The organism is Achromobacter sp. K91 (assembly GCF_003576205.1).
GTDB lineage: Bacteria > Pseudomonadota > Gammaproteobacteria > Burkholderiales > Burkholderiaceae_B > Achromobacter > Achromobacter aegrifaciens.
Window position 1 is genome coordinate 415327 of record NZ_QWFB01000026.1, and the last position, 21722, is coordinate 437048.

A 21722-nucleotide genomic window follows, 5' to 3' on the forward strand; every position below is an offset into this window, starting at 1 on the left:
TCAAGCTGCGGAAACGAAAGGATCTTATGCATATGTACGTCCCGGGTTCAGGGCTGCGACGCAAGGCAGCCCTGACCATGGTGGTTCTTGCCACGCTGACTCTCGCGGGGTGCCAGCTGCCCCGTTCCGGCCCGATGCTGAGCGAAATGACGGGCGCGCACGATGACAAGGACGTCATCGTGATGCCCGTCTCGCGCGAACTGGTGCAGGCCAGCCGGGTGCCCGATGTGGCCGATTTTCCCGTGCGCTACCGCGATCTCACGCAGGCCGGATTCGACCGCCTGGTTCCCGGCGACGGCATCAATGTGAAGGTTTGGGAGCGCGGCGGGCTGGGCGTGTTCGCGGCGGACCCCTCCGGCGTGAGCGACCTGGGCAACCAGGAGATCGACCCGGCAGGGAACGTGACGTTTCCCATCCTCGGCAAGTTCCACGCCGCCAACATGACCCTGGCGCAGCTGCATGATGCCGTCGTCGCTCGTCTGGCCAGGCTGGTTGTCGGCGCCGACGTGAGCGTGACGCGCGCCGCGGACGCGCGCGGCCAGATGGTGACGGTGCAGGGCAACCTGACCAAGCCCGGCATGTATCCCATCACCCAGACCTCGCAGCGCCTGAGCAGCGCGCTGGCCCAGGCCGCGCCGGTGCAGACGAACCCCGAACAGCTCGTCATCAGCCTGCGCCGCGACAACCAGGTGGCGTCGGTGCGGCTGTCGGATATCTACCGCAACCAGAACAACGACATCCTGCTGCGCGCGGGCGATGTCATCACCGCCTATGACTCGAAGGAGTACCTGACCGTGCTGGGCGCGGCCGGCACCCAGGGGCGCGTGGCCATCAGCAAGCGCAACTACAGCGTGCTGGATGCGCTGGCGGATTCCCGCGGCCTGGACGACAAGCTGGCGGACCCGCGTTCCGTGTTCCTGTTCACGCCTGCGAAGGCCGGCGCCGAGGGCAAGCCGGATCTGCTGCCGGTGGTCTATCAGTTCGATCTAACGCGTCCGGAGCAAGTGGCGCTGGCGCGCGAATTCACCGTGCAGGAAGGCCAGGCCATCTATATCTCGGATGCGCCGTTCACGCAGGTGCAGAAGGTGTTGTCCGCGTTCCGCGTCACGATGAGCGCCGGCTTCAGCGCCACGCGCGCCATTGACAGCGACTCGGGCGGCTCGTCCGGCATAAGCCAATAGCGTGTCGATGAGTAACGAGGACAGGATCAAGGGCTGGCGTTCGCGCCGTAAGGACAGTAGCTACGCAGTAGGAGCCGGCGTCGCGGCATGGCGCCTGGATCCGGCGGCATTGTTTGAAGCAAAGGCCACGCCGGCCGTACTGCTCAAGCCCCTGGTCGCGCGCCTGCAGGGCGAGCCGCACGACTCCGTGGCTGCCCGGCGGGCGGTGTACGAGGCGGTGCAGGCGGAGCTGGACGCGGAGATCGCGCGCAGCAACGTCGATGAGACGCTGGCGGATTTTTCGCGCCGGCGCCTGCGCGTCATCGTGCGCCTGCTGGAAATGGATATCCGCGACGGCGTCGAAGTGTTCGCGCCCGGCTACATGCCAGCCAAGCTGGTGGCGGAAGACGAGCGGCTGGCCGCGGCGCATGCGCGCCGCGTGGATCGCCGCAAGCAGGACGAGGCGCGCGAAGCGCGCCGCCACGCCTCGCGCAACGACATTGCGCTGGAAGTCGAAGTGCCGCAGGACGAGGCCGGCGATCTCGCGATATTGCGGGCCCGCTTGCAGGACCTGCATGAAGGACATGATCCGAGCCATTCCGTGAAGGTCCGGCCGGTCGGCCGCACGCTGCTGGCGATGTTCATCTACCAGCTGCGCGTGATGCATGGCGAGAGCCGGATCGCCCTGGTATGGGCGCTGGTGGGCCCGGTCGTGCTGTTGACGCTGATTTCGTCGCTGTACATCCTGATGGGCACGCACTACATCATGGGCATGGACGTGCAGACGTTCTCGCTGCTGGGCGCGACGACCTGGATCATGTTCCGGCAGATCGCCTTCCGGAGCAGCACGGCCTACGTATCTGCCCGCGGTTTGCTGAACTTCCAGGGCGTTACTCCCTTGATGTGCGCGCTGGTGCAGGCGTTCATCTATGTGTCGGTATATCTGGTGGTGTTCCTGGTACTGATCAGCGCGGGCCATGCGCTGGAACTCGTGACGCTGCCGAAAAGCTGGTCCGGTTTTCTGCTTTTCGTCGTATTGATGGGATGCTTCGGGGCTGCGCTGGGCGTGTTGTTCGGATCGATCGCGACCTACTGGCATTTCTTTCTCAGGCTCGCGCCGATCATCGAACGGTTTCTGCAGATCTTCGCGGCCGTGTTCTTTGTTTCGGAACAGTTGCCAGAGAACCTGCGGCCCTGGATGCTGTGGCTGCCTTTGGCGCACGGCATGCAGCTGCTGCGCTCCGCGTATTTCGAGGCTTACGCCTCGCACGATGCGAGCTTGGGATACTTCCTGACCTCGTTGGTTTTCTTGATGGTGCTTGCGTTGGCGGCCGAGCGGCTGGCCCGTCCCAACGTCCAGCCGATGTGAGGGAAGTGGATGATCCATTTCAATGGCGTCACTGACGAGCCCTATGCATTCGGAAGCAGGCAAGCGCTGCTTTCCAATGTCGATCTCGATATTCCGGTCGGGCGCTATGCGCTGCTGTCGCCCGCGCCGGAATTGCATCGCCAGATCGTCGATGTGCTGTGCGGCCTGCGGCCGCCGCGCCAGGGCTTCGTCAAGCACGATGGCAACGTGTCCTGGGCGATAGGGCGCCAGGGATTCATCCGCGGCAAGGCCAACGGCCTGAGCATGATCGACTTCGTCAGCGAAATGTACGAGATCGACGCGGATGCCACGCATGAACTGGTCGCGGACCTGGTCAGCGATCCCAGGACCCTGGCCAAGCCCATGGAGCATTGGCCGCTCTACGCGCGGCAGGAGTTTTCCTTCGCGCTGGCGCTGGCGCCGGCGTTCGATGTCTACGTGATCGAAGGGGCCATCCCTTTCGAGCCTTGCCGTTTCACCCGCCTGTGGCTGGCTCTGTTCGAAGAGCGCCTGGTCGGCCGGACACTCATTCTTTCCAGTTACCGCCAGAATCAGTTGGCGGACTATTGCTTCAAGGGTTTGATTTATGAACGAAGCGCACTCAGCATCGAAGACGACCTCGACCAGTGCATCCGCAGGTTCCCCCCGCGACGATCAAGGAGCGAATCCGGCACAGGCGACGACGTCCTCGGAGGCGGCTTCGATGAGGGCGGAATCGGCCTCTGAGGGCAGGTCCGAAATCGAACGCCGCCGCCGCGAGCGGCAATCGGCGCTGCGAGAGCGGCGCCGTCACCGCTGGATCAACACGCTCATCGTGCTGGCGCCGGTCGCGTGCGCCCTGGCGTATCTGCTGCTCTTCGCCACGCCCCGCTACGAGGCGGAATCGCGCTTTTTCGTGCAGTCGGCCTCCGGGCAGCAAGGCGGCGGGGGGGCTGCGGCCAGCCTGCTGACCACGGGCAACGCGGGCGGCATGCTCGGCGGCTTCGTGGATGGCTGGGCGGTCGCCGATTTCCTCAAGTCGCGCGATGCCATGCAGCAGCTCGACAAGAAGGTCGGCCTGCGCCAGTACCTGATCCGCGCGGGCATGGACCCTGTGAATCATCTTGCAGAGGACTCAAGCGAGGACGATCTCTATCGCGCCTACCAGGCCTCGGTAAAGGTCTCCTTCAACGCGCTGGAACAGATCGACGTGCTGCGCGTGAGCGCGTTTTCCTCTGAGGATGCCGCGCTGCTGTCCCGGGCGTTGATCGAGCTGGCCGAGAGCTTCGTCAGCTCGATGAACGAGAAAGGCGTCGCCGACAAGCTGAAAGTGAGCGAGGAGGCGGTCAAGCTGGCGGAGCAGAAGGCGCTGGCCGCCCGGGAAACGCTGACCGCGTGGCGGACCACGCACGGCAATATCGATCCCACCGCCACGGTGACGATGCTGCTGAACCTGTCCAGCCAGCTCGAAGGGGAGCTCAACACCGCGCAGATCAATCTCGACAAGATCCGCGCGTTGGGCAACAAGGACCATTTCATGCTGCGGCCCGCCGAGATGCAGGTGGCTTCTCTGAAGAAGCGGATCGCGGCCGTGCGCCAGCGCCTGAGCGGCGCGGGCAACACGGAAGCGAAGCAGCTCAAGTCCTATGAAGCGCTGCGCAACGCCCAGGCGTTCGCGGATTCGAACCTGACCCTGGCGCAGCAGACCTACCAGCAGGCCATGACGGACACGCTGCGGCTGCAACGCTACCTGTCCATCATCGCGCAGCCAGTACCCACGGACCGCCCGAGCAGTCCGCGTACCGGAATCCTGCTGCTGCAGGCGCTGGCGCTGGGCTTTGTGCTGATGTTCATCGCTCGGGTGGCGTTGGCGTTGTTGAGGGGATTGCGTCATGGTTGATACGGCAATTGCGGATCGTCCCGCCGGCACTGATGCCACGGCACGCTTGCGTGACGTGATCAAGCAGATTCATTCCGCGGCCGAGCCGCTGAACGACATGCCCATGCTGGAGCCGGCGCTGCGCGAGGCCGCGGACGGTTGGCGCGACGCCCGCCGCTTGCTGGTTTCGCCCCTGGTGCGGGAAGGCAAGCTAGGCGCCGCGATCGCCGCGCTGGAGATCATGGTCGCGGTCTATCCCGCGCGCGCCGACGAGCGCCGCCTGCTCGCCAGCCTGTTCGGACGCACCGAGCAATGGGACCGCGCCATCGCCGAGGCGGACGCCGCCGCCGGCATCGAACCCGGCGCGGCGGCGCTGCATGCGGCGCGCATCCAGTTGCGGGTGCAGGCCGGCCGTGTGGCCGAGGCTGCCGAGGTCGCACGCGCGACCCGGAACCTGGCGGAAAACGAACCCGGCGAAGCCTACCCTTGGCTGATGGCTTTCGTGCGCAACGGCGATACGGTCGAGGCGGCCGGCATGGCTGCCGCCTTGGACCCGCGAGAACTGCCCAACGAGCGCGTGGCGACGATGGCGGTGCGCGCCTTGCTGGATGACGGCAGGGTGGAGGCGGCGATCCGCTTTGGCGGCGCAGCCCTGGACGCGGGCCACGACTGCGCGGTCCTGCGCTCGTGCCTGGGCCTGGCGCATCTGCGGCGCGGCAACGAGAATGACCGCAAGGTGCATGCGCTGGCGCACTTCGAGGCCGGCCTGAGCGCGGCGCCCGCGGATGTCAGGCTGCTGACGTTGCATGGCGAGACCCTGCTGCGCGCCGGACGCTACAAGGAAGCCCTGACGCCGTTGAAGCAGGCCATCGACCTGGCGCCAGACCTGGAACAGACGCGGGCTTTCTACGCACGCGCGCTGCGCTACACGCTGCAGTACGACGCGGCGGCCGACCAGATGATGCATCTGCTGGAGAAGTCGCCCGAAAAGCAGCTTTGGCAGCGTGCGGCCATCAGCGCGCTGTCGCAGGCGGGGCGCAAGCAGGAGGCCGAGGCGCTCTTTGGACAGTACGTGGCGCAACGCGGCCAGCGGCTGCCGGCGACCTTCGACGAGGCCATGGCGCAGCTGGAGGAACGGCTGCACACCGCCCCGATCCCGCAGGCGCGCCTGGACTGGGCCTGGTCGATGCGCGGCGACACCAGTATCGACCGCGCGCAATGGGAGCGCCGAGCGCGCTGGGGCCACCTGGTGGACCATCTGCTGTTCGACTGGCTCGAATGCCGCGAGGAGAGCGTCGAAGAAGCCATGCAGGTGTTGGGAGAGCTGGATACCGGCGAGCGCTTCTTTGCGCCGCTGCTGGCGGGGGGCAAGGGCGTGGTGGTCGCCACCGCGCACGTCGGTCCCATGTACGCCGGGTTGATGGCGCTGGAACTGGTGGGCATTCCGTCGCGTTGGCTGGCGACCGCGCCCAGCATCGCGCAGAGCAGCTACTCCGCAGCCCTGATCTCCACTGCCGACCAGACCGAGGCGCAGGTCGCCAAGGCCTGCATGCGCGCGTTGACTTCGGGCTATGTGCTATGCCTGGCGATAGACGGGGCGGCCAATCCGGCGGCGCCACGGACCACCTTCGAAGGACAGGACGTGACGTACTCCGGCTTCGCGGCCCACCTCGCGCATCGCATGGGCGTGCCCTCGGTGTTCTACGCACCGCGCTGGGAGAACGGTCGCGTCGCCTATACGCTGGAGATGTTGCCCGCGCCCAAGCCTGGCGAGGACGCCGAGGCGTATTCCCTGCGTTGGCAGCAGGCCTATTTCGAACGGCTCAGGGAGCATCTTGCCGGTCCTCCGGAAAACCTGCGCCTGAGCGGCGGCATCTGGCGCCACGTCACGGCCGCGGACAAGTCCGCGCAGCAATAGGAGCGAATGCCGATGAAGGCTGCAATCAAGACCGCGCGCTGGCTGCTTGTCCTGGCCATGTCGTACGGCGGGGCTGCGGCCGCCGCCGACGCATGCAAAAGTCCGGACGAGCATTGTCCGTCCGTCGCCGCGCTGCTGCAGCAGCGCGAGGGCTACGGCGCCCAGGCCACGGGCGGCCTGGGCGGAAAGTTCATCGACGTTACGTCCGATCAGGACTCGGGTCCCGGAACGCTGCGCGCCGCGCTCGCGCAGGCAAAGAAGGGACCCACCTGGATACGCTTCGCCTCCGACATGACCATCGTCCTGGATAAGCAGCTGCGCGTGCCGTCCAACACGACCATCGACGGGCGCGGCAAGCGCGTGACCCTGATCGACGACGGATTGGGCGTATATGGCAGCAAGAACGTCATCCTCACGCACCTGACCATAGACGGACGCTTGTCGCGGCTGACGCAAGCGGTGAACGTGGCCAACAACAGCCGCGACGTATGGGTGGACCACATGGATCTGTCGCGGATGTCGGACCGGCTGCTGAACGTGAAGAACGGTTCGACCGATGTGACGATCTCATGGACCAAGTTCCACAATTCCAACAAGGTCATGTTGCTCAACAACATCACCTCGAAGAACCTTTACGCAAACTACGACCGCGATTCGATCGCGCGCGTGACGCTGCACCATAACTACTTCCTCAACACCGTGCAGCGCAATCCGCGCGGGCAATTCGGCACCTTCCATCTCTTCAACAATCTGTTGGAAGACTGGGATTTCTACGGCATGAGTTTCAGCCTGGAGGCCAAGGCGCTGGTCGAAGGCAACATCTTCAAGAACTCCACGCAGCGCAAATGCGTGGAGCCCGAGTTCTTCCCGACGGTGGAAGGCATCAACGTGAACTACTGCCACTACATTCCCATCGCCGCCAAGCGCAGCGCGCTGGAAAACGGCGAATCGGACCGCGGAGCCTATGAAACGCGGAAGGACGAACACGGCTATACGCGGGACTACAAGGCCTTCCTGCGCCTGAAGGACAATCTGTACCTGGGCGATGCGAAGCCGGTGTTGCAGGACTACAGGCCCGAGGCTGCGCCGACGCCGCCCTATTGCTACGGCTACGAAAAACCTACGACGGAGCTGGCGGAGAAGATCCGCAAGTACGCAGGGAATACGGGCGGCGATACGCCGTTGCCGGTGTCCAGGATCGGGACGGGTTGCGGGGGATCAGCAGGCCGGTAGTCGCCCGGTTCGCAGAAGCGGAGCCGGACCATGCGGGTTGAAGCCTGGCGTTATCCGTGAAATACAGCCTATGATTTGTTTTTAAGAAATACAAATCATAGGCTGTAAAAGAACCACAAATCACATTGTGTATTTCAGGTTTACAGCCTAGACTTTGTATATCTGAAATACAGCTTGGGATTTGTATTATGGATTTCACCGTACGCACCGCGACACAATTGCCGGCCCTGCTCCAGGGGTTCCGCAAAGAGGCCGGCTTGACCCAGGCGGCCACGGCCTTGCGCCTTGGGGTCACACAACAGACCTTGTCCGCCCTGGAGCGCAATGCCGACAAGGTCAGCGCAGACCGGCTGCTGCAGCTGTTGAGCATCCTGGGGGTCGAAATGGTCTTGCGCCAGCAAGGGGCGCAGCCGGGACCCGAAACAACATCCGAACCCAGCTGGTAAAGCCATGGGGCGACGCTCACACACGCAGGTCCTGGGCCTATGGATGAATGGCACCTATGTCGGAGAGTGGAGCAATCGACCCCACGCCGGCGAGGTCCTGCAGTACGACAAGGACTGGGTCGCCTCCGCGCCGGGCAGGCCCTTGTCGCTGTCCCTGCCCTTCACGCCGGGCAATGGCCCGCATCGGGGCGACGTCGTCCGCGCATACTTCGAAAACCTGCTGCCCGACAGCAAGGAAATCCGCGAACGGGTTGCGCGCCGGTTTCGGGCAGGCTCGACCGACGCGTTCGCCTTGCTTGCCGAGATCGGCCGCGATTGCGCGGGCGCCTTGCAGATCCTGCCTGCGGGAACAGCGCCTGCCGACGTGACGTCGGTGCAAGCCTCGCCCTTGAACGATGCCCAGGTTGCGCAGCTGTTGCGCAGCGTTCTGGCGCCGGCGCCTCTCGGCGGCCTGGCCATCGCTGAGGATGATTTCCGCATTTCCATCGCAGGTGCGCAAGAGAAGACCGCCTTGCTGCGGATGGACGGGCAATGGTGCTTGCCCCAAGGCGCCACGCCGACGACTCACATCCTCAAGTTGCCGTTGGGGCTGGTCGGCAATATGAAGTTCGACCTGAGCGAATCGGTGGAAAACGAATGGCTGTGCTCGGAGATCCTGGCTGCCTACGGCATGCCCGTGGCGCGCACGGAAGTACTCAGCTTCGAAGACGTGAAGGTGCTCGCCGTCGAACGTTTCGACCGCCGCTGGCAGGACGCCGAAAACGGAAAGCGTAGTCTCATCCGCCTGCCGCAGGAAGACATGTGCCAGGCCACCGGCACCCCGCCGCACCTGAAGTACGAGGCGGACGGCGGACCCGGCATCGACCGCATCATGAGTCTGCTCGAAACCTCGCGCCACGCAGAGCAAGACCGGCGGACGTTTTTCCAGGCCCAGGTCCTGTTCTGGATGCTGTGCGCAACGGACGGCCACGCGAAGAACTTCAGCCTGTTCCTGCGGCCTGGCGGGGCCTACGAACTTACGCCGCTATACGACATGCTGTCCGCTTATCCGATCCTGGGCGAAGGGCCAGGCAAACTGTCGCCCGTCCGCGCGAAGATGGCGATGGCGGTGCGTTCGAAGAACCCGCATTGGCGCATGCGCGACATCCAGCGGCGCCACTGGCTGACGGTGGGCGCGCGACATGGCGTCGTGACGCCGGACGGCCAGGGAGTCCAGTTCGTCGTGGACGATCTGATCGCGCGCACGCCCGAGGCGGTGCGCATGGTCCGCGCCAGATTGCCGCCCGGATTTCCGCAGGCGGTGGCAGACGGCATACTCGGCGGCTTGCAGGCGGCGGCGGACAGGCTCGCCGCGTAGCTTTGCCGCGTGCGTAGCGGCTACTGCAATTCATCGCTCGTTGAGTACATACCGCCCCGGCGTTTCCCCCGTCATCTGGCGGAAGTACGCAATGAACGCGCTGTCGCTGGAAAAGCCCAGATCGAACGCCACTGCGGTCACGCTCTGGCCCGCAACCAGCAGATCCACCGCGCGCAGCAGGCGCCAGAGCTGCCGCCAGGCCTGATAGCTCATGCCGGTCTCGCGCTGGAAGATGCGTGTAATGGTGCGCGCGCTCGCGCCGACGCGTTGCGACAGGGCTTCCAGTTCGGGCGGCAGTTCCTCCAGGTCCAGACCGGCCAGGCGGCGGTCCGTGGGTACGGGCAGCAGCATGGGTTCCCGTCTTGCCGCGCGCAGTTCGTCCATGCAGACGGCCAGCAGGTTGCGCGGCGCGCCCTGGGACCAGTCGGTGTCGAAGGGTTCCAGGCTGATGCGCTCGAAGACCTCGCGCAATAGCGGCGTCATCGAGAGTATGGCGGCGGCGGCCGCCGGCGCCGCGACACGCGCCAGGTCCAGATAGATCGAGCGGTACTCGACTTCGCCGCGGATCAGGACGCGGTGCTCGGTTCCTGGCGGTATCCACGCCACGCGGATGGGAGGCAACACCGCGATCAACCCCGGCATTGCGAGGCGTATGGAGCCCGCATGGGCAAACAGCAGCTGGCCCCGGCCGTGGCTATGCGGGCCGGAATCGTGCCGTATCAGGCGCGACGCGATGCCCGTCACCGGCTGGGCCATGGCGTCGGGGTTGAATGCGTCGGTGGGTGCAAGCCTGGCCATTTGTCCGGGTTCCGATGTTTTTTGTCTTCCTGGCTACAACGGCGACGGCAGCGCCCGGCTAAAAAACGGGCTCTACGTTTACCGATACCGCCATGTTCCGCCGTCCGCCTCTTGTGCTCGTTATCCTGCTGCTGAGTTTTCCGCAGATCGTCGAGACGATGTACAGCCCCGCCTTGCCGCTGATCGCCGCCACCTATCAAGCCACGCCCGAGGACGCGGCGCAGACGCTGTCGCTGTGGTTCGTGGCCTTTGCCTTTGGCGTGGTGGTCTGGGGGCGTCTGTGCGATTTCCGGGGCCGCCGACCGGCGCTGCTGGCAGGACTGGCGCTATACGCGCTGGGTGCGGGCTGGGCCATGGCGGCGGGTGATTTCACGCAGTTGCTCGCGGCCAGATTGATCTGCGCCTTCGGCGCGGCCGCGGGCTCAATCGTAACGCAGACGGCGCTGCGGGATAGCTATCAGGGTCCGACGTTGGCCCGCGTCTTCTCGATTCTGGGAATGGCGTTGGCCGCGAGCCCTGCCGTCGGCATGTATGCCGGTCAAGAGATCGCGGCGGCCGGCGGGGTCCAGGGCGTTTTCCTCGCGCTTGTCCTGCTCGCGGTGGCGCTGCTGGGGGCCAGCGCGTTGCGCTGGCCGGAAACTCGGCCTCTGCCGCACACGGCGGCGCCCTTCTGGCCGACGCTGCGCGCCATGCTGCAAGACCGGGCGATCTGGCGCAGCGCGACGCTGATCGCCATTTTCAACCTGGCGATCTTCGGCTATTACCAGCTGGGTCCTTTTCTTTTCGCCCGCTCGCAGGAGGCCTGGTTGGGTTTCGGTGAAAGCGGCCTGGCGCTGGCCGCGGCATCGCTGTGCGGCGCAGCCCTCAACACGGCGTTGCTGCGGCGGGGGGTAGCGTCCGAACGCCTCGTCCTGCTGGGTATCGGTCTGATGGCGCTAGGTGCGGCGCTGGTCGCCGCGCTTATCGGGAGTTCCGCGTTTCTCATCGGAATGGCCTTGATCGCGGCGGCCTACGCGATCGCGATTCCCAACGTCTTGGCGCATGCACTATGCGCCTATGTGCATGTCGCGGGGACTGCTGGCGCGATCCTGAGCCTGGTCTATTACAACCTGCTTGGAGTTGGGCTGGTCCTTGCCGGACGAGGGCAAAGGCTGGATGTGTTGCTGGGCGGGTGTGCGGCGCTTGCAGCGATCGCGTATGTGACGAAGACGCGGCAAGTCGAAGGTCGGTGACAGGACCGCTGCCATTGATGCATCCGGTCCCGTTCGAGCGAGGGTGCCTGGCTTTCAGCTGAGATGCACCGACGACGCGATCCCCTGGTCCGCCATCTTCGAGTACGGGCAGATCGATTCCGTCTCGTGGACCAGCGCCAGGGCGACGTCCTTGGGCAGCCCGGGCAAGGAAATCTCCAGCCTGGCCTTGATGCAGAACAGGCCGTCGAAGGCTTCGCGCGCGAAAGTCGTGGTGCAGTGGATGGCGAAATCCGCCGGCAGCGGGACGCGGTTCTTCGTGGCGACCAGCTTCATGGCGCCATGAAAGCATGCGGCAAAGCCGGCTGCGAATAATTGCTCGGGATTGGTGCCGCCGCCATTGCCGCCCAACTCCTTGGGCAGCCTGAGTTCGAGTTCCAGTTCGCCGTCGTTGGAGACCGCTCTGCCGGACGATCTGCCGTGTCCGGAGGCGCCGCCGGTTACGGAGACGGTGGTCGTGTACAGGGGCAGGTCCTCTGCGCCGGCATAGGGCTCCAGGAGCGAAACAGAGGGCGCGGACGGGGCTTTCATGGGAACTCCTCAAGTGCGGATAAGCGGTTGGTTTTTTTCCGCGGCAACTATAGAGTTGTCCCCAACAGGCGCAAAGACAGAATTTCTGTTCTGACTGGCATCTTTTCTTGTACCGTCGACGCCAGCTTCCTAGGCGCTCTTCTTGACATTGGCAAGCCGGTGCAACTCGTCCACATCAAGGATGGCCAGCCCGCCATAGTAGGTTTCCAGCACGCCCGCGCGGGCGAGTCGCGCAAGCGCTGCATTGCAGCGTTGCCGCGAAATGCCGCACAAGCCGGCGATTTCTTCCTGGGAGACCTTCAGCCGTCCATTGGTGCCGGAATGCCTTTCCGCGTTGAACTGCGCGGCGACTGCGCGCGCCACCGTCGTGTCGACGTCGAGCAGCACGTTGGACGTGAAGCTGCTCATCAGCCAGTCCACGCGCTGCGCGAGATGCATCATCAGCGCCTTGGTGAATTCGATGTTGTTGTTCCAGAGCCGTTCACAGGTCTCGCGCGGCAGTATCACGATCTGGCTGGGCCGGAGCGCAACCACCTCGTACTCGAACCGTTCGCGACGGATCATGGTGGCTTCGCCGAACCAGCTGCCGGTGCTGAAGCCGGCCAGGGACAGGGACTTGCCGTCCGCGCCGGGCGAGGACCATTTCACCAGGCCTTGCACCACGCCGTACCATCCTGGCGAACGGCTGCCCGCGCGGAACAGGAACTCGCCCGCGGCCAGGGTCACCACGCGCAACTCGGCGCGGATCAGGTCGCGTTCGAGTTCCGGCAGGCCCTTGTACCAAGGGACGACGTCGAGCATCTTGTCCACCGCGCCTTGCGCGCGCCGCCGCCGTGCGCTCAAGGGTTCGTCGCCGGCGTCGGCAAGCCGTTCGCCCATGTGTGCCTCCTTCGTAGCCGTTGTGGCGCCGCTCAGGTAAACCCTAGGGCGCTTTGTCACCATGATGACTGTCCGCGGTCTGGGGCCGGCACCAGAATAGCCGAGGTGCCAGACGCCAAAACCCACAAGAGGAGACAAGCATGTTGCCCATGCAAGGCATGATGTCCCGCAGCGCCCTGGCCTGCGGCCTGGCCGTGACGCTGCTGCACGCCCCTGCGGTCCAGGCGCAGATTTCAGACGATGTTATTCGAATCGGCTTCATCACCGACATGTCGGGCGTGTACTCGGGGCCGGATGGCCCCGGCGGCGCCGAGGCCATCAAGATGGCGATCCAGGAGATGGGCGGCGAGATCAACGGCAAAAAGATCGAGCTGCTGACGGCCGACCATCAGAACAAGGCGGACATCGCCTCGGCCAAGGCGCGCGAATGGTTTGACCAGGCAGGTCTGGACATGCTGATCGGCGGCACCAATTCCAGTACGGCGCTGGCCATGTCCAAGGTCGCCGCTGACAAGAAGCGGCCCATCATCGTGGTGGGCGCGGGCGCGCCGGCGCTGACCAATGAACAATGCACGCCCTACACGCTGAACTACGCCTACGACACCGTGGCGCAGGCGCGCGGTACGGGCGCGGCCGTGGTCAAGGCAGGCGGCAAGAGCTGGTACTTCCTGACTGCCGATTACGCCTTTGGCCACGCATTGCAGGCGGACACGACCAAGGTGGTCCAGGCCGGCGGCGGCACGGTGGTGGGATCGGTCAAGCATCCGCTATCGGCCAGCGACTTTTCTTCGTTCCTGCTGCAGGCGCAAAGCAGCAAGGCGGAGATCCTGGCCCTGGCGAACGCAGGCGCGGATGCCACCAACTCGATCAAGGCCGCCAACGAATTCGGCATCACCAAGACCATGCGCCTGGCCGGCCTGATCATGTTCATCAACGATATCCACGCCATGGGGCTGCCCGCCTCGCAAGGCATGTACCTGACGGACAGCTGGTACTGGAATGCGTCGGACGAGACCCGCGCCTGGGCCCGCGCCTTCTTTGAAAAGCGCAAGGCCATGCCCTCCTCGTTGCAGGCGGCCGACTACTCGGCGGCGCTGCAATACCTGCGCGCGGTCAAGGCCACGGGCACGGACGATGCCGACCGCGTGCTGGCCTATCTGCGCGAAAACAAGCTGAACGACGTCTACATCAAGAACGGCGTGGTGCGGCCGGATGGTCGCGTCGTGCACGACATGTACTTGCTGCAGGTCAAGACGCCGGAACAGTCCAAGGAGCCCTGGGACTACTTCAACGTCGTGCAGACCATCGACGGCAACCAGGCATTCACCACCAAGGAAGAGAGCCGCTGCGCGCTCTGGAAGTGACCCTCATGAGCAAACGTAAAGTCATCGTGACCATCGCCCCGACCGGGGGCATGGCATTCAAAAGCCAGAATCCGCACCTGCCCACGCAGCCGCTGGAAATCGCGGAGGACGTGTACCGCTGCTATAACGCGGGCGCCAGCGTGGTGGCGCTGCATGCGCGCCGTCCCGACGACCAGGCGACCTGCGACGCTTCGGTGTACCGGGAAATGAACCGGCTCATCCGCGACCGCTGCGACATCGTGCTGAACAACTCCACCGGCGGCGGCGTGCATGGCGACATGGTCAAGGAAACCTCTCCCGGCACGTGGGAGATCCTGTGGGAAGAGCGGCTCAAGGGCATGGACGCCGGCGCCGAGATGTGCACGCTGGACGCCACGACCTTGAACCTTGCGTTCGGCGACCGCGAATACCTGATGAACACGCCGCTCACCAAGGCCCGCGAACTGGCCGCCGGCATGCAGGCGCGCGGCATCAAGCCAGAATGGGAAGTCTTCAGCCCCACGCACATCCTGCAGGACGCCACGACGCTGATCGAAGAAGGGCTGGACGAAGGGCCGCACTTCATCAACCTGGTCATGAACGTGCACCGCAACTTCCAGAATGCCATGCCGTTCTCGGTGCGGCATTTGCAGATGATGGTGGATCTGCTGCCCAGGAACAGCATCTTCTGCGTCAGCGGCATCGGCCCCGCGCAGCTGGAGGCCAACATGGCCGCCCTGCTGCTGGGCGGCCACGCGCGGGTCGGCCTGGAAGACAACCTGTACTACCGCCACGGCGAACTGGCCACCAACGTCCAATTGACCGAGCGCATCGTGCGCATCATCCGTGAAATGGACATGGAACCCGCCACGCCAGCCGAAGCGCGCGAGATCCTGGGACTGCCGCTCAAGAGCGGAATCCGGCCCGAGTTCGCGCTCTGACCAGGAAAAGCCATGAGCAATTCACTGCAAGGAAAACACGTCCTCGTCACCGCGGGCGCGCAAGGCATAGGTTTGGCGATCGCACGCAAGTTTCTGGAGGCGGGCGCCGAGGTGCACGTCTGCGACGTGGACGAAGCGGCTTGCAAGGCCGCTGCCGCAGCGCATCCAAGCCTGGGCGTCAGCGTGACGGACGTATCCAGCGAAGCGCAGGTCCAAGCCATGTTCGGCGAACTGGCCCGGAAATGGGGCAAGCTCGATGCCTTGGTCAACAATGCTGGCGTGGCCGGCCCGACCAACCGGCTGGAGGAAACCGCGCTGGACGCGTGGCAGCGCACGCTGGATGTCAACCTGACCGGAACCTTCCTGTGCGCGCGCAGCGCCGTGCCGCTGCTGCGGGCGGCAGGCGGCGGGTCCATCGTCAACATCTCGTCCGTCGCGGGCAGGCTGGGCTTTTCGCTGCGCACGCCCTATAGCGCCAGCAAGTTCGGGTTGGCTGGCCTGACGCAGACCTGGGCCATGGAGCTGGGGCCGTCGAACATCCGCGTCAATTCCGTGCTGCCGGGCGTGGTGTCGGGCGACCGGGTTGAGCGGGTCATCGCGGCCCGCGCCGCGGCCGGCGGCGTGACCAACGACGCCATGCGCGAGCAGCTTGTGGACAAGGTGTCGTTGCGCCGCATGACCAGCCCGCAGGACGTGGCCAATCAGGTGGCGTATCTGTGTTCAGACGAAGGCGCCATCATCAGCGGCCAGAGCATTTCCGTCTGCGGCAACGTGGAATACCTGGGCTGAGTTGCCGATGTCGGCGCCCCGCGTGCCGCGAAGGTTCCGAAAAACCTGAGCGTCAGTTCGATCCAGGCGAATTGTTCGACGCCTCCCGAAGTTCTAGACTGGATTCGTACATGCATTGTGTACCGCTGGCTGTCGCATAGCGGTTTTGCAGCGACGGCGGGAGGTCCTGATGAATCGGGTCGAGACCTTTGCCACCCTGCCGATGTGGGCGGGGTTCGTAGGCTTTGTGCTGGTCGTGCTGGCGCTGGATCTCTACGTGCTGGGAGGCCGCCATGCGCACCGCGTGCGGCCCCGCGAAGCGTTGTTCTGGGTGGGCGTATGGATGGCGCTGGCCGCGTTGTTCGGCGCCCTGATGTGGTGGTATCTGGATGCCACCCTGGGGCGCGACATTGCGCACCGGAAAACGCTGGAGTTCTATACCGGCTACCTGATCGAACTGTCCCTGTCCGTGGACAACATGTTCGTGTTCTCGCTGATCTTCGGCTATTTCGTGGTGCCGCTGGAATTGCAGCGCCGGGTACTGCTGTACGGCGTGCTGGGCGCCATCGTGATGCGGGTCGGCATGATCCTGGCGGGCGTCTGGCTGCTGTCGAAATTCGACTGGCTGTTCTATGTGTTCGGCGTGCTGCTGGTGGCGACGGGAGCGAAGATGCTGGCCCGGGCGGACCATCAGCCTGACATTGCCCGCAATCCGCTGGTGCGCCTGTTGCGCTCGTCGATGCGCATCACCAAGGATTATCACGGCGAGTCGTTCTTTGTGCGCATCGGCGGCCTGCGGCATGCCACGCCCATGTTCGTCGTGCTGCTGATGATAGAGGCGAGCGACGTGGTGTTCGCGGTCGACAGCATTCCCGCCATCTTCGCCGTCACCACCGACCCGTTCCTGGTCTTTACTTCCAACATCTTCGCCATCATGGGCCTGCGGGCGCTGTACTTCCTGCTGGCCGACATGCGCGAACGTTTCCGCTACCTCAAGCACGGACTTGCCGCGGTGCTCATCATCATCGGCGGCAAGATGCTGGCCGCGCCATGGTTCCATGTGCCGGTGCAGTGGTCGCTAGGGGCGGTAGGCCTTATCCTGCTGGCATCCGTGGGCGCCAGCCTGATCCTGCCCAGACGGGCCGCGGCCAGGGCTGCGCGCCATAAGGGATGAGTCCCACGAACCGGAGATCTGTCATGAACACGATCATTCTTGCCACCGATGGGTCCAGCCACAGCGATGCCGCGGCGCGCTATCTGGTTGACGGCCCTTTGCTGAACCGGGATTTCACGGTGCATGTACTGCATTGCGAGCCCGACGTGACGGGCGACGTCAAAGCCTTCATCGGCCAGGCCGACATCGACGCCTGGCACCACGAAGAGAGCGACAAGGCAATGAAGTCCGTGGTCGAGATCCTGCGCGCGGGCCAGGTCGGCTTCGAGTGCCACGAGCTTACGGGCCACACGCCGGACAAGATCGTGGCGCATGCGGTCAAGGTGGGGGCCACGGCCATCGTGATGGGGTCGCACCATCGGGCGCCGTTCCTGGACGCATTGTTGGGGTCGGTGTGTTCGCGGGTCATTGCCCACGCGCCTTGTCCGGTGCTGCTGATCTGAACGTCCGCGGCTGATGCGCTAGCAGGTGAGCTTGAGCTGATAGCTGCCATCGGCGTCGCGGGCCAGGCGAACCCGGTCGAAGCGATAGTTGCGCCCCTTGAACGCATAGGTCGCGTCAGTCTCGTCGTCGTCGCGGCCTTGCCAGACTATTTTCCGATCCAGCGATTCGGCGTAGTAGTAGAAGATGGCGTTGGTGGATTCGATCAATCCCAGGTCGCCGCGCAGGCCGGTGGAACTGTTGGCTTCCACGTTCCACCAGCCTTCGGTGCGCCATTCGCCTCCGTCGGGCAGATAGTGCACCGCGAATCTCAAGTCCCGGCCGCAGGCGTTCTCGATCTGGAGGGACGCAGGCTTGGCCGGCGCAGGCTTCTTGCTGTCCGGCTTGGCGGCCTGGAGCTGGTCTTGCCGTTCATTCCAGCCCATGCCGTAATAGGCAAGCAGGCCGCTGATTGCCAATACGGCCGAGACGCCGATGACCACCTGCCGTACGGTCTTTTGCCGCATGTGTTCCGTGTACCGTTGCTCCAGAATCCGGGTCTCGTGCTGTTGCAGCAGTTGATCGCGGTGTTTTTTCCTGGCCGAGGTCGTCACCGCGGATGCCCCGGCCAGCAGCAGCAGCAGGGTGAGGTAGCGGTATTTCATCAGCAGGCTGGCCAGCGATGGAACGAGGTTGGCGGCCAGGCCCAACGCCATGGCGCAGCCGATGAAGGCCAGCGGCCATATCCAGAAATTGCGTCCCTTGGCGATTTCGGTGGCGTAATAGTCGCGCAGCGTATCGGTGGATCCGGAATCCGGCGGCGCTTTCCCGTTCGTCCCGCCACCGTTGCCGCCGGGCGCGCCGGCGGCGCGTTGCTCGGCGATCCACGCGTCATGCTCTTGGCGGCGTTTCGGATCGGAAAGCACCGCGTAGGCCTCGTTCAGGCGCGCCATGACGCGCTTGGCTTCCTCGGGATTGTCAGGATTCTTGTCCGGATGCCATTTCTGCGAGAGATAGCGGTATGCGCCGCGGATGACTTCATCGCTGGCATTTTCCGAAACTTGGAGCGTGTCGTAATGGGTATGTATGCCAGCCATTGCCATGGGTCCGCGTTCCGAAGCCGGGCGCTCAGCTTCCTGCACGGCGAGCTTACGCTGCAATCATGGACGTCGGTATCAGCCAAAGAGACTACATCGCTGGGTGGGTGCGCGGCGCAGTGGTATCTTTTCCCATTTTCCTGCACGCCACTCCGTTTCATGCCCGACGACGCCCAAACCTCCTCAGATTTCCCGCCTGCAGAGCCGCAAGCGGCCGCTCCCCGGCCCTTTATCCAGAACTCGGGCACCCGCCGCACCCTGCATTTCACGCAGCAGGAAATCCAGAGCAGCATGTCCACCCTCAACCCCGATGCGCTCGAACTGGAGTACACGCGGATGATGATGGGCTTCGTGCTTTTCAATCCGGCTCCCGCCCGCATCCTGATGGTGGGGCTGGGCGGCGGCTCGCTGCCCAAGTTCTGCCATCGCTATCTGGCGGACAGCGCTATCGACGTGGTGGAAATCGATCCGGCAGTCATTGCCCTGCGCGAAGCCTTCATGGTGCCGCGCGACGACGACCGCTTCCGCGTGCTGCAGGCCGACGCGGCCGACCATATGCGCGGCCTGTCGGACCATGCCGACGTGATCCTGCTGGACGGGTTCGGCATCGGCGGGATTCCGGGCCCGCTGTGCTCGGCGGAGTTCTACGCCGATTGTTTCCGCGCTTTGCGCGAGGACGGCATCCTGGTGATCAATTTCCACGTCAATCACCCGGACCATCATGACTACATGGACCGGGTGCGGGCCTCGTTCGGTTCGTCCATGTTCGAGGTGGTGGATGACGACATGACCAACAGCATCGTGTTCGCCTGCAAGGGCGACCTGCTGGACGATCCCGCCGCGGCCGAACTCAGACGGCCATCGTCCATGTCCAAGGATGCGTGGCGCCAGCTGATGCCGACGATGAAGGTCATAGGTGCGACGCTGGAGTTGAGATAGCGACCGGCTGGTCCCTGCCCTCAACGCTTGATGAACGCAATGATCTGCTGCTGAGTGCCCTTGTCATTGTCAAAGCCGCCGTGCGTGCTGGCCGCCACGGGCGGATTGGCCGAGCCGGGCGCGGGGCTGCCCGCGGGTGATATATGCACGGCGTCGCAAGGAATGCCGGCGCCGCGGAAATAGCGCTCCATGCCCAGCAGCGGCGTGGTGGTGCCGCCTTCGAAGGATTCGCTCACCAGATAGAGCAGCGAACGGCGGTACGGGCCGCAGGTGGGATCGTCTTCCTCGGCACGGTCGGAAAGATGGAACTGCTGATAGCGCTTTACCCGCGTCTTCAGGTGCGGCACGACCAGTTTCTGGAAGGTGTCCAGCGTGACTGCCGGGGCCATCAGGTTGAGCGACTCCAGTTTGCCGCCGTCCGCCGTCAAGCGGTGCACGAAGTGGCTGGCGACGATGGCGCCGGCCGAATGGCCGACGATGTGCAGGCGCACACGGCCCTCGCTGACATGCGATTTGAAGTGCTTGTACAGCATGATCATCGCGGCTTCTTCCTGCGTCATGCCCTTGGGCGCCGGTTCGCTCATGGCCTGGGCATTCTGCTTCATCTCGCCCCAGATCACGGTGCCAGGCCTGGCCAGCCAGCGTTCCAGGCGCTGGTTCCACCAGCGCTCCAGCCGCTCGCCCAGGCCGCCCGTGGTGCGCGGCACGCTGTGGGCGGCGTCCTGGATGATGTTCTTCACGGTGGTGATGAAGTCCGTTTCCCACATCAGGAAGACTGGAAAAATCTGCTTCTCGTAAAGCAGCGGTATCCATTCGGCGGCGGCTTCCGCCGCATCTTCTTCACCCACCAGGCCGCCATGCGCATAGACGCAGACGTCCATGGGCCTGTCCTTCAAGCCCCACTTCTCGCGCGCGGCGTTCATATGGACGTCGACAATGGCGCGCAGATCGTCGGGTGTGGTGCGGAACGTGCCGCTGTTGCTGAGCTTGCCGTTGTTGCCCACGTTGACGATGAAGGGCGAGATCTCGCGGTTGCGCAACACGGTTCCCGCCGCCAGCGTGACCTTCTTGCCGTCGGTGCGCAGCGTGATGCTGTTCGATATCTTGGTGTGCTCGTGCGTGACCACGCCCAGTTGCACCACCCAGCAATCCATGGCGTTGCGCATCCAGTCGTCGTAGGTCAGCACCGCCATGCCATGGGTTCCCCATTCCTCGCCCCAGGAGTTCTGGATCAGGAAGCCGTCCTGGGTATAGCCAACAATGACGAAGGCATGGCCGTCGGTGGCGGCGTCCTGCTTGTCGGGCGGGATGATCCAGAACGGCTGGGCTCCCGGCGTGGACGGCGCCTTCTGCGGGGTGACGCCATGGCCATCGTCCCAGCCGGCGTGGCAGCCCGCGCTGGCGTACAGGATGCCGACCTCGTTGAGCGCCGCGTGCATTTCGACGATGTTGCGCGTGTCAATGCGGTAGTAGGCGCCCAGCGGGCGCTTGACGGCGTCCAGCCACCAGTCGTCGGCGGTCTCGTTGGCCGCCGCTGGCATGGCCAGGGCCGGAAACAATTCCTGGGAACACGCGCCGTGCTTGAACCAGCCCTTGAGTGCGCCGCGCAGGCTCGATCCCGTGTCGTCGACCGACCCCGGGAACTCGTCATAGCGCCTGGCCATGGAGTACAGCATGAATGGCGAAATGGCCGGGCGCGGTTCGCGCTCCGACTTGCGCAGCAGGTATTCGACCACGGTGGACAAGGCGAAGCCGGTGCAGGCCGAGGTGTCTTCCTGGTGCTTCACCGTCAACCCCATTGCGGGAATCATCTCGGTCTTGGGCGTGACCGAGATGTTGGGGCGGAACGGCAGGTCGCGGACGTCGAAGGCGTCGGGCTTGGCGGTGCGGCGAAACGGCAGCGCTGGCGGCGGCTTGCGGCTTTTGCGCTTCGGTGCGGGCCGGGGCGTCTTGGCCGCCGCCGTGCTGACTGTGGCGGCCTGCCGTTTTTTGTCCGCCGTCTTGCGTGCCGGGGCGGCGCGCCCCGCTTGCTTCTTTGCAGCCATGGCGTACTCCAGTGGAGACAGGCTTTCAGCGCGAGGGCGGCGTTTTGAGGCAAGACGACATGACGACAGTGAAGATTGCGCCCGTAGGTGCGATATATAGGCGCGCCTAAGCCGGTTCGCTAGTATCTGAAAGTATTAGTCCCTGGATTTGCAATGGTTCATTTGCACCATGCGCGACAGCGATTGCCGCCGACGG

The 21722-nt window shown here is 64.7% G+C and carries 20 protein-coding genes; 15 read left to right on the forward strand and 5 right to left on the reverse strand.

Translation table 11 applies throughout. The annotated features are described in order from the left end of the window. Positions 1–26: 26 nt before the first annotated feature. From DXK93_RS09145 to DXK93_RS09180, 8 genes are all read left to right on the forward strand, one after another. Complete coding sequence (locus tag DXK93_RS09145; RefSeq protein WP_054455416.1) at positions 27–1181, forward strand: polysaccharide biosynthesis/export family protein; 1155 nt, start codon at positions 27–29, stop codon at positions 1179–1181. A 7-nt stretch (positions 1182–1188) separates the two neighbouring features. Beyond that, positions 1189–2529: an ABC transporter permease gene (locus tag DXK93_RS09150; protein WP_119449877.1), complete on the forward strand. Its 1341-nt coding sequence runs from the start codon at positions 1189–1191 to the stop codon at positions 2527–2529. Positions 2530–2538: 9 nt separating this feature from the next. After that, positions 2539–3255 (forward strand): ATPase, encoded by a 717-nt coding sequence (locus tag DXK93_RS09155; RefSeq protein ID WP_054455412.1) that lies wholly within the window; start codon positions 2539–2541, stop codon positions 3253–3255. Further along, positions 3233–4408, forward strand: coding sequence for a sugar ABC transporter (locus tag DXK93_RS09160; RefSeq protein ID WP_119449878.1), 1176 nt, complete (start codon positions 3233–3235; stop codon positions 4406–4408). Before DXK93_RS09155 ends, DXK93_RS09160 begins: the two co-directional genes overlap by 23 nt. After that, complete coding sequence (locus tag DXK93_RS09165) at positions 4401–6305, forward strand: Vi polysaccharide transport protein VexE (RefSeq protein ID WP_119449879.1); 1905 nt, start codon at positions 4401–4403, stop codon at positions 6303–6305. Before DXK93_RS09160 ends, DXK93_RS09165 begins: the two co-directional genes overlap by 8 nt. A gap of 12 nt (positions 6306–6317) precedes the next feature. Next, positions 6318–7538, forward strand: coding sequence for a polysaccharide lyase family 1 protein (locus DXK93_RS09170; RefSeq protein WP_054455409.1), 1221 nt, complete (start codon positions 6318–6320; stop codon positions 7536–7538). Positions 7539–7723: 185 nt separating this feature from the next. Next, the gene (locus DXK93_RS09175; RefSeq protein ID WP_054455917.1) at positions 7724–7984 is read left to right on the forward strand and encodes a helix-turn-helix domain-containing protein; all 261 of its coding nucleotides are present in this window, start codon (positions 7724–7726) and stop codon (positions 7982–7984) included. 4 nt (positions 7985–7988) lie between these two features. Then, the gene (locus tag DXK93_RS09180; RefSeq protein WP_119449880.1) at positions 7989–9341 is read left to right on the forward strand and encodes a type II toxin-antitoxin system HipA family toxin; all 1353 of its coding nucleotides are present in this window, start codon (positions 7989–7991) and stop codon (positions 9339–9341) included. A gap of 30 nt (positions 9342–9371) precedes the next feature. On the opposite strand, the gene DXK93_RS09185 is transcribed toward DXK93_RS09180, so the two are convergent. Then, entirely contained in the window at positions 9372–10139 is a 768-nt protein-coding gene (locus DXK93_RS09185; RefSeq protein WP_119449881.1) for a helix-turn-helix transcriptional regulator, read from the reverse strand. A 92-nt stretch (positions 10140–10231) separates the two neighbouring features. Between DXK93_RS09185 and DXK93_RS09190 the strand changes: the two genes are divergently transcribed. After that, positions 10232–11371 carry an MFS transporter gene (locus tag DXK93_RS09190; RefSeq protein WP_054455402.1) on the forward strand — a complete coding sequence of 380 codons (1140 nt, stop codon included), beginning with the start codon at positions 10232–10234 and terminating at the stop codon, positions 11369–11371. A gap of 54 nt (positions 11372–11425) precedes the next feature. On the opposite strand, the gene DXK93_RS09195 is transcribed toward DXK93_RS09190, so the two are convergent. Further along, positions 11426–11920 (reverse strand): Ohr family peroxiredoxin, encoded by a 495-nt coding sequence (locus DXK93_RS09195; RefSeq protein ID WP_054455400.1) that lies wholly within the window; start codon positions 11918–11920, stop codon positions 11426–11428. A gap of 129 nt (positions 11921–12049) precedes the next feature. Then, positions 12050–12799: a Crp/Fnr family transcriptional regulator gene (locus tag DXK93_RS09200; RefSeq protein ID WP_225588860.1), complete on the reverse strand. Its 750-nt coding sequence runs from the start codon at positions 12797–12799 to the stop codon at positions 12050–12052. Between the two features lie 140 nt (positions 12800–12939). On the opposite strand from DXK93_RS09200, the gene DXK93_RS09205 reads away from it, so the two are divergent. The 5 genes from DXK93_RS09205 to DXK93_RS09225 all read left to right on the forward strand — a co-directional run bounded on the left by DXK93_RS09205 (position 12940) and on the right by DXK93_RS09225 (position 17468). Next, a complete protein-coding gene (locus tag DXK93_RS09205) occupies positions 12940–14163 on the forward strand; it encodes an ABC transporter substrate-binding protein (RefSeq protein WP_370126395.1) in 1224 nt (407 codons plus the stop codon). A 5-nt stretch (positions 14164–14168) separates the two neighbouring features. Next, on the forward strand, positions 14169–15083 hold the full coding sequence (locus DXK93_RS09210; protein WP_119449882.1) for a 3-keto-5-aminohexanoate cleavage protein: 915 nt from the start codon (positions 14169–14171) through the stop codon (positions 15081–15083). Between the two features lie 12 nt (positions 15084–15095). After that, the gene (locus DXK93_RS09215; protein ID WP_119449883.1) at positions 15096–15872 is read left to right on the forward strand and encodes an SDR family oxidoreductase; all 777 of its coding nucleotides are present in this window, start codon (positions 15096–15098) and stop codon (positions 15870–15872) included. Between the two features lie 169 nt (positions 15873–16041). After that, positions 16042–17025, forward strand: coding sequence for a TerC family protein (locus tag DXK93_RS09220; protein ID WP_054455394.1), 984 nt, complete (start codon positions 16042–16044; stop codon positions 17023–17025). Between the two features lie 23 nt (positions 17026–17048). Next, on the forward strand, positions 17049–17468 hold the full coding sequence (locus DXK93_RS09225) for a universal stress protein (RefSeq protein ID WP_054455392.1): 420 nt from the start codon (positions 17049–17051) through the stop codon (positions 17466–17468). Between the two features lie 18 nt (positions 17469–17486). On the opposite strand, the gene DXK93_RS09230 is transcribed toward DXK93_RS09225, so the two are convergent. Next, positions 17487–18542 (reverse strand): DnaJ domain-containing protein, encoded by a 1056-nt coding sequence (locus tag DXK93_RS09230; RefSeq protein ID WP_147400230.1) that lies wholly within the window; start codon positions 18540–18542, stop codon positions 17487–17489. A 159-nt stretch (positions 18543–18701) separates the two neighbouring features. Here DXK93_RS09230 and DXK93_RS09235 point away from each other — a divergent pair, with 159 nt between their 5' ends. Continuing rightward, the gene (locus DXK93_RS09235; protein ID WP_119449885.1) at positions 18702–19481 is read left to right on the forward strand and encodes a fused MFS/spermidine synthase; all 780 of its coding nucleotides are present in this window, start codon (positions 18702–18704) and stop codon (positions 19479–19481) included. A gap of 20 nt (positions 19482–19501) precedes the next feature. Here the strand turns inward: DXK93_RS09235 and DXK93_RS09240 are convergent, their stop codons facing one another. Further along, complete coding sequence (locus DXK93_RS09240) at positions 19502–21526, reverse strand: hypothetical protein (RefSeq protein WP_119449886.1); 2025 nt, start codon at positions 21524–21526, stop codon at positions 19502–19504. Between the last annotated feature and the right edge of the window lie 196 nt (positions 21527–21722).